This window comes from Burkholderia sp. KCJ3K979, from assembly GCF_016759955.1.
GTDB classification, from domain to species: domain Bacteria; phylum Pseudomonadota; class Gammaproteobacteria; order Burkholderiales; family Burkholderiaceae; genus Burkholderia; species Burkholderia orbicola.
The window spans coordinates 1-8,273 of record NZ_JACFYV010000266.1; the positions used below are offsets into that span (position 1 = coordinate 1).

The window sequence follows — 8,273 nt, forward strand, 5'->3', positions numbered from 1 at the left end:
CGACGAACACGGCCGCGAGCGGGCGCAGCCGCCAGATCGCGTCGACCAGTTCGGGCACGTCGGTGGCCGGCGGCAGCGTGCCGGCGTCGTAGCGGTCGAGCCGCTTCACGACGAGATCGACGAGCAGCCGCGCGATCGCGTCGAAATGCGGCCGCGCGAGGCTGATCACGTCGAGCAGCTCGCGCGGCGGAATCCCTTCCTTCGTCATCGCGGCCGCCGCCTCGAGCAGCGCGGGGCTTTTCGCGACGAACGACAGGCCGCGCCGTTCGAGCAGCCCGAGTTCGGTCACGCGCGACAGTTGCGTGGTCGCTTGCGGGCCGAACATCTGCGCGAGTTGCGCGAGCGAATAGGTTTTCGGCAGCTCGTGCGACCAGCGGCCGCCGATCGCGTTTTCGAGGCCGAGGATCGAGCGCAGATCGTGGCCTTCGTCAATCGCCTTGATCAGGTCCTGGATGTTCGACAGCGTGTAGCCGCGCGCGAGCAGATGGTTGATCAGCTTCAGGCGCGCGACGTGCGTGTCGTCGTAGATGCCGACGCGCCCGCGTTTCTCCGGCGGCGCCAGCAGCCCGCGGTCCTGGTACGCGCGGACGTTGCGCACGGTGGTGTCGGACACCCGCGCGAGTTCGTCGACCGTGTACTCGTTGCGTGAATCCGGCGTGGCCTCGTCGGGCGTGGAATGAGTCTGTTTTGACATGCGGCCATTCTAGCGCGCGGCGGCAGGCTCGGGCGAGGCGGGGCGCGTGTTCGCGCCGTCGCCGAGCGGGCGCTGCAGCAGCGCCGTGTCGATCCAGCGGCCGTGCTTGAAGCCGACCGCTTTCAGCAGGCCGGCCGGTTCGAAGCCGAATGCACGATGCAGCGACGTCGAGCCGCCGGTGCCGCCGTCGGCGATCACCGCGATCATCTGCCGCCACGGGCCGCCTTCGCAGCGCGCGATCAGCGCCTCGAGCAGCGCGCGGCCGATGCCGCGGCCGCGCTGCGCGTCGTCGATGTAGATCGAATCCTCGATCGCGAAGCGGTACGCACTGCGGGTGCGGTAGGGCGTCGCGTACGCGTAGCCGGCCACGCGGCCGTCGCATTCGGCGACGAGATACGGCAGCCCGTGGTCGAGCACCGCGTCGCGGCGGGCGCGCAGTTCGGCGACATCGGGCGGCGTTTCCTCGAACGACGCGACGCTGTGGTGAACGTGGTGTGCATAGATCGCGTGGATCGCATCGAGGTCGGCGTCGGTCGCGTCGCGCACGACGCAGGTGAGAGCGGTAGACATGGCGGCAGGGCGGGCGAAGTCAAAACGCTACTATGCCGGCCGCCGACGCGCGTGGCAAAGCCGTTGGCGATTTCGACGGTTGCGGCGGCTTACAGCCGGCCGTCCGCCGCATGAACCGCATCGGCGATCGCGTCGGCGACGCGCTGCACGCGCGGCGACCGGCGCACGTCCGGATGAACGACGAGCCAGATTTCGCGCTCGATGTCGCAACGCGGCGCGGCCGTCAGTTCGACGAGCGGGGCGCCGGCGTGCGCGGCCGGATCGTCGACGAGAAACCGCGGCAGCAGCGCGACGCCGGCCCCGGCTGCGCACGCGCGATGCTGCGCGGCGAGGTCGTTGGCGATGAACGCAAAACGGCGCCCGGCCGCGACGCGTTCGAGCCATTGCTGCTGCGGCGTTTGCGCGAGCGCGTCGTCGTAGCCGACGAACGGCCAGGTGTCGGGCGGCGCGTCCGCCCATTCCGGTGCCGCGCACAGCGCGAAGCGCATCGTGCCGAGCCGGCGCGCGGCGAGCCCCGGTTCGCTCGGCCGCGACAGCCGCACCGCGAGGTCGGCTTCGCGCGCATACAGGTTGGCCGCATGCATCTCGCCCATCAGGTCGATCCGCAGCGCCGGCCACGCGCGCTGTGCACGGGCCAGGCGCGGCGCGAGGAAATGGCTGGCGAACACCGGCGACGCCGATACGCGCACCACGCCGTCGAGCGCGGCCGCCCCTTGCGCGGCGCGCGCGAACGCATGCGCGTCGGCTTCGAGGCGCGCGGCGTGCTCGGCGAGGTGCAGCCCTTCGTCGGTCGGCGGCCAGCCGCGCGGCAGCCGGTCGAACAGCCGGATTCCCAGCGCCGATTCCAGCGCGTCGATGCGCCGCGCGACCGTCGAATGCTGAACCTGCAACGCTCGCGCGGCGGCCGACAGGCTGCCGCCGCGCATCACCGCCAGAAAGTAGCGGATGTCGTCCCAGCTCATCGGCAGCGCGGGGGCACTGGCAGAATCGCGATCGGTCGAATTTTGCACAGTAGATGGGCATTAAGCGTGAATTCCGTTCGATTATGCACGATGGGATCATCGTGTCACTTCATTCGATAGCGAGGAACGTCATGACCCAAACTGCCAACGCCATCCGGATCGGCCTCGACCGTTACGGCGACGCCGGCGTGCTGCGCCGCGTCGATGCGCCCGTCGGGTTACCCGGGGCCGGCGAAGTGCGGATTCGCCAGACCGCGATCGGCGTGAATTTCGTCGACATCTATTTCAGGACGGGCGCGCACGCGTTGCCCGCGCTGCCGGACGCGCTCGGCGTCGAGGCGACCGGCGTGATCGACGCGGTCGGGCCGGGCGTGACGGAGCTCGTCCCCGGTCAGCGTGTCGCGTATGCCGGCCTGCCGACCGGCAGCTATGCGAGCCTGCGCACGGTGCCGGCCGAGCGCGTGCTGCCGGTTCCCGACGGGCTGAGCGACGAAGCCGCCGCCGCCGGGCTGCTGAAGGGGATCACCGTTTACATGCTGATGCATCGCGTGCGGCAGGTCGGCGCCGGCGATACGGTGCTCGTGCACGCGGCGGCCGGCGGCGTCGGGCTGCTCGCGACGCAGTGGGCGCGTGCGCTCGGCGCGCGGGTGATCGGCACGGTCGGATCGGCGGCGAAAGCCGCGCTCGTGCGCGCGCACGGCGCCGAAGCGGTGGTCGATTATCGCGAGGAGGATTTCGTTGCAGCCGCGCGGGCGTTCGGCGGCGGGGCGGGCGTCGACTACGCGATCGACGGAATCGGCGGCGACGTGCTGACCCGTACGCTCGGGGCGGTTCGTCCGTTCGGTATGGTCGCGAGCATCGGGCAGGTGGCGGCGATCGGCGCGCGGCAGACGTTCGATCTCGACGAGTTGGGTCCGGCCCGTTCGATCGCGCTTGCGCGGCCGAGCGTGCTCGGTTTCATCGCGCGCGACGTCGATGCATATCGGGACGCCGCGCGTGCGACGCTCGACCGGCTGGCGGGCGGCATGCACGTCGAGATCGGCGCGCGGCTGCCGCTCGAACAGGCGGCCGACGCGCACCGGTTGCTGGAGTCGCGCGCGACGACGGGCGGTGTCGTGCTGCTGGCGTGACGGCGGGAGCGGGCGACTCGCGACGCGGCTCGATCCGACGGTCGTGTCGCGAGCCGCCGCTCGCTCAGGGGTGCTTGCGCAGTGGCGCATCCTCGACGAACCACGCGAGCACGAACGCGATCGCGATGACCGCCGCGGCCGACAGATACACGACGTGCAGCGACCCGGCGAACGCATGCAGGTACGCGTCGCGCACGGCATCCGGCAACTGATGCACGGCGGCCGGGCCGAGCGCGGGCGGCAATTCCGTGCCGGCCGGCAGCGCATGCGTCATCCGCGACTGCAGCCCGTGCGAGAACAGCGCGCCGAACGCGGCGACGCCGAGCGAGCCGCCGATCGAGCGGAACAGCGTCGCGCCCGACGTCGCCACCCCCATGTGCCGGAATTCGACCGTGTTCTGCACGGCGAGCGTCAGCACGGGCATCACCATGCCGAGGCCGATCCCGAGCAGCGCCATGTACGCGTACATCGTGTGCAGCGGCGTGTCGAGCGTCAGCGTCGACAGCAGCGCCATCGCGACGCCGCCGGTCAGCGTCCCCGCGATCGGGAACATTCGGTACGAGCCGAGCCGCGAGATCAGCCGCCCGCTGACGATCGACGTGACGAGCATCCCGCCCATCATCGGCAGCAGCTGCATGCCGGCCTGCGACGGCGTCGAGCCCTTCACGACCTGCAGGTAGAGCGGGATGAATGTGACCGAGCCGAACAGCGCGATGCCGACCACGAAACCGATCAGGCTGACCAGCACGAAGGTGCGGTGGCGGAACAGCTCGAGCGGCATGATCGGTTCGGCCGCGAGGCGTTCTTCGTAAATGAAGCCGCCGATCGCGACGAGGCCGAGCACGAGCGTCATCCAAAGCTGGGGCGACGTCCACGGCAGCAGCGAGCCGCCTTCGCTCGTGAACAGGATCACGCAGGTGAGGGCGGTCGCGAGGAACGCGGCGCCCATGTAGTCGATCCGGTGCTTCACGTGCGCGGTATGCGGCCGGAACGCCATGCCGATCACCGCGAGCGCGAGCAGGCCGAGCGGCAGGTTGATCGTGAAGATCCAGCGCCACGACAGGTGTTCGACCAGGAAGCCGCCGAGCAGCGGTCCGACGATCGTCGCGAGGCCGTAGACGCCGCCGAACATCCCCTGGTAGCGCGCCCGGCGATCGGGCGGCACCAGATCGCCGATCGCGGCCATCGTGACGACCATCAGGCCGCCGCCGCCGAGCCCCTGCAGCGCGCGCAGCACGATCAGCTGCGTCATGTCCTGCGCGACGCCGCACAGCGCGGAGCCGGCGAGGAACAGCACGATCGCCGCCTGCAGCACGATCTTGCGGCCGTACAGGTCGCCGAGCTTGCCGTACAGCGGCAGCACGATGGTGGACGACAGCAGGTACGCGGTGACGACCCACGACAACTGGTCGAGCCCGCCGAGTTCGCCGACGATCGTCGGCAGCGCGGTCGACACGATCGTCTGGTCGAGCGCGGACAGCAGCATGACGAGCAGTAGCGCGGCGACGATCAGCCCGGTCGGCGCGTCGCGGCGGGCCGCGTCGGCGGCCGGCGGAGTGAGGAGGGTGTCGGTGGTCATCGAGATATCTGCCATGGCAGGGAATTGGGTCGAAATATAGCCATGAATGATTGACTAGTCAATTTCTGCCCAGACTCGATATGTTGCAGTCGTAACGGGAGATTGCCGCCGGAAAAATTGACCACGATCAGCCGGAAAGCGGGGACGAACTCAAGTTTCTTGCAGGCAAACCGTAATAGAGAGGGCCGCGGACCGATTGCCGCGGCTCTTTTCACCGCTCACGTGCCGTCATGAACCTGAACGCCCTGTTTTCCCGTTTCTCCATCCGTACGCGGATCTTCTCCACGCTCGGCCTCGTCGCCGTGCTGCTCGTCGTGTCGGGGCTGATCGGCCTCGCCGGCATGCAGAGTTCCAACCGCGCCCTCGACGAGGCCTATACGCGGCAACTGGCCGCGAAGACCGCGCTGTCCGCGGCGAGCCTGAACCTGACGATCGTGCGCACCACGCTCGACCGTGCGCTGCTGCATCCGGAAGCGCCGGAGGTGCCCGAGCTCGTGAAGAAGGCCGAGGGCTATCTCGCGAAGGCCGACACGGCATGGCGCAACTACGCGGCGATGCCGCACGACGGCGACGAGGGCCCGCTCGCGAGCCGCCTCGATGCCGCGCGCCAGGCGCTGATCGGGCAGGCGCTGAAGCCGATGATCGATGCGATCCGCGAAGGGCGGCGCGACGAAGCCGACCGCTTGCTGATGACCGTCGCGCCGCCGCTGTCGGTCGCGCTCACGCAGGCGACCGACGCGCTCGATGCGTACCAGGCCGCGCGCGGCAAGGACGTGTACGACACCGCGCAGACCTATTACGGCTGGATGCGCATGGGCGCGATCGCGGGCATCGCATTCGGGCTGGCCGCGTGCCTCGGCTGCGCGATCGGCCTGCATTTCGCGATCACGCAACCGGTGAATCGCCTGCTGTCGCATTTCCGCCGGCTGTCGGACGGCGACCTCACGTCGGAAGTGCGCTGGTCGTCGCGCGACGAGATGGCCGAACTGGTCAAGGGCGTGACGGGCATGCAGCGCAGCCTCGCGGATACGGTGCGCCAGGTGAGCCAGGGCTCCGAAGCGATTTCGACGGCGACGCACCAGATCGCGGCCGGCAACACCGACCTGTCGCAGCGCACCGAGGAACAGGCGTCGGCGCTGCAGGAGACGGCCGCGAGCATGGAGCAACTGACGGCGACCGTGAAGCAGAACGCGGACCACGCGCTCGAGGCGCAGGCCTGCGCGGACAGCGCGAGCGAGATCGCGACGCGCGGCGCGACGGTCGTGGGCGAGGTGATCGGCACGATGAACGAAATCGACCAGAGCTCGCAGAAGGTCGCCGACATCATCGGCACGATTGAAGGCATCGCGTTCCAGACCAACATCCTCGCGCTGAATGCGGCGGTCGAAGCCGCGCGCGCGGGCGAGCAGGGCCGCGGGTTCGCGGTGGTCGCGGGCGAGGTGCGCACGCTGGCACAGCGCTCGGCGTCCGCGGCGAAGGAAATCCGCACGCTGATCGGCGAATCGGTCGAACGTGTCGCGACCGGCTCGCGGCTCGTCGGCATGGCCGGCACGACGATGCAGGACATCCAGCAGGCGATCGGGCGCGTGACGGGCATCATGACGGAGATCGCGGCCGCGTCGAGCGAGCAGCGCGACGGGATCGAGCAGGTGAACCGCGCGGTGTCGCAGATGGATCAGGTGTCGCAGCAGAACGCGGCACTCGTCGAGCAGGCTGCTGCTGCTGCCGCGTCGCTGGAGGAACAGGCGGATGGGTTGCGTCGGGCAGTGGGGGCGTTTCGGGTCGTTTGAGCGGGGCGGGATGATTCGCTGCGAATCTGTCGGTTGATGCGACCTGTTTCACGGGTCGGTCGATGCTCTCGTCGTTGATTCGCGCGAGCAGTTTTTTTGAAGAACAAGGCCCCGCTAGCAGGGCTTTGTTTCTTATAAATCAAAGGCTTGGGGTTAAAACAAAGGCAATCTGGCGCGAAGCCAATCCCACCTGGAGGGGGGGATCATTAGATATTTTTGGTAATTCGATTCATCAGTCAAGTCGATATAGCGAATCCGATTGCCCTCGTAATTCAGGGGTGGATGAAAGCTGTCTCCGTGATACCAATTGACGGAGAAATATCGCCTCGCAAGAAGCTCGCCCTCCTCACTGAAAACTCTTAGCTCGATGTTGTCATTGGTCGCGTCCTGATCGTTCCCGCCGGTGCCGCACAGTTTGAATTGGTACCAAACGCCATTCATGTTCTTTATGCCGCCATCCAATGTCTCCGGGCGATCATAGAAGTCACATCGTCCGTAGATGGGGCGATTGAAATGAATGATTAAGCCTGTGCATATATAAATGGCAATGGCTAGGCCAATGTATCTGATGGCTCTATTCGGCATATCTCACCAAGATCAAGATCGATTGGTTTCTTTGGCTTTAAATAGACTGGGCGTGAATATATCATGAAATCTCTGCCTCTGTGATGCCTCTCTCGCCAGCGGATGTAGTCCGCGTTGTAGATCGGAAAGTAAACGTCGGGCCTTCTGAATTTTCCGAACTTGCTTCTTCGGGTGTCGACTGGTTTGTTGATATTTTTTGACCAAATATCAATGTCGAATTCTCGCTTTGGCGATCTTGAGCCGGTGAGAAGCACCCCTGTAGCGATGATCACTCCGTGCGTGTTCCAGTGACCTAGATATTGTTTTCCGTTGAATGAGTAGTTGTCTTTCACGTAAACATAGATGTGCGTAATTTTTCCCGTGCCATTCAGGCAATAAAATGTGCTTGATTTTTCATATTTGAAATATTTTTCGCTGGAAATTTCAACATTCCCGATGGCTACGTAAATGTTGAAATTGGCCAATGCCCCTGTGAGATCTGTTGGGGAAAGATTTTCAAGGGTGTCAAAATTTCCTATTTTGGACAGTTGAAATTGCCATTTGTTGTGAAATTCATGAAAATTTCCTGTGAGCGAGGTGGTGTTAAAAGTGAATGCGGAGTTTCTGTAAAAAAATAGCTCCTTGACAAATGACTTCGTGATATCTGTTGCTGTGCGTATGGAGCGTTCGCTGTAGATATCATTCTCAAGAAGTTTCTCGTATTTTTTTCTGACATTTCCGAATTTCAACACCCAGTCAAGCGTAACGTCATCGTTATTCATCGGCTGAGCTGACGTTGGATCGTCATTGTAGGTATGCGCCGCGCCCGCAAACCAGATTCGCGCGAGCCTAGCCGAAACCTTCCAGCCCAGATTGTCCATCGCAATCGGCACGTCCTGGAGATCGAAAGGCGGCGGGTTTTCGCAGACCTCCGATTCCGCCTGCGTCGGCAGTCCTTTGGTTCTTGCCTGATCGGTTTGTGGC

The 8,273-nt window shown here is 65.5% G+C and carries 7 protein-coding genes; 2 read left to right on the plus strand and 5 right to left on the minus strand.

Translation table 11 applies throughout. The features are described 5' to 3' along the window. From H3O04_RS31805 to H3O04_RS31815, 3 genes are all read right to left on the minus strand, one after another. The coding region (locus tag H3O04_RS31805; protein WP_202589201.1) for a MerR family transcriptional regulator at positions 1 to 694 on the minus strand (694 nt) is incomplete at its 3' end. A 9-nt stretch (positions 695 to 703) separates the two neighbouring features. After that, a complete protein-coding gene (locus H3O04_RS31810; RefSeq protein WP_202589202.1) occupies positions 704 to 1,264 on the minus strand; it encodes a GNAT family N-acetyltransferase in 561 nt (186 codons plus the stop codon). A gap of 89 nt (positions 1,265 to 1,353) precedes the next feature. Then, positions 1,354 to 2,226, minus strand: coding sequence for a LysR family transcriptional regulator (locus H3O04_RS31815; RefSeq protein ID WP_043887355.1), 873 nt, complete (start codon positions 2,224 to 2,226; stop codon positions 1,354 to 1,356). A 131-nt stretch (positions 2,227 to 2,357) separates the two neighbouring features. On the opposite strand from H3O04_RS31815, the gene H3O04_RS31820 reads away from it, so the two are divergent. Beyond that, the gene (locus tag H3O04_RS31820; RefSeq protein WP_202589203.1) at positions 2,358 to 3,356 is read left to right on the plus strand and encodes a quinone oxidoreductase family protein; all 999 of its coding nucleotides are present in this window, start codon (positions 2,358 to 2,360) and stop codon (positions 3,354 to 3,356) included. A 64-nt stretch (positions 3,357 to 3,420) separates the two neighbouring features. Here H3O04_RS31820 and H3O04_RS31825 read toward each other — a convergent pair whose 3' ends face one another. Next, the gene (locus H3O04_RS31825; RefSeq protein ID WP_034175259.1) at positions 3,421 to 4,935 is read right to left on the minus strand and encodes an MDR family MFS transporter; all 1,515 of its coding nucleotides are present in this window, start codon (positions 4,933 to 4,935) and stop codon (positions 3,421 to 3,423) included. 230 nt (positions 4,936 to 5,165) lie between these two features. On the opposite strand from H3O04_RS31825, the gene H3O04_RS31830 reads away from it, so the two are divergent. Continuing rightward, complete coding sequence (locus H3O04_RS31830; RefSeq protein ID WP_006478764.1) at positions 5,166 to 6,725, plus strand: methyl-accepting chemotaxis protein; 1,560 nt, start codon at positions 5,166 to 5,168, stop codon at positions 6,723 to 6,725. A gap of 551 nt (positions 6,726 to 7,276) precedes the next feature. On the opposite strand, the gene H3O04_RS31835 is transcribed toward H3O04_RS31830, so the two are convergent. Continuing rightward, a partial coding sequence (locus H3O04_RS31835; RefSeq protein ID WP_337249678.1) for a DUF6402 family protein occupies positions 7,277 to 8,273 on the minus strand: 997 nt, incomplete at its 5' end.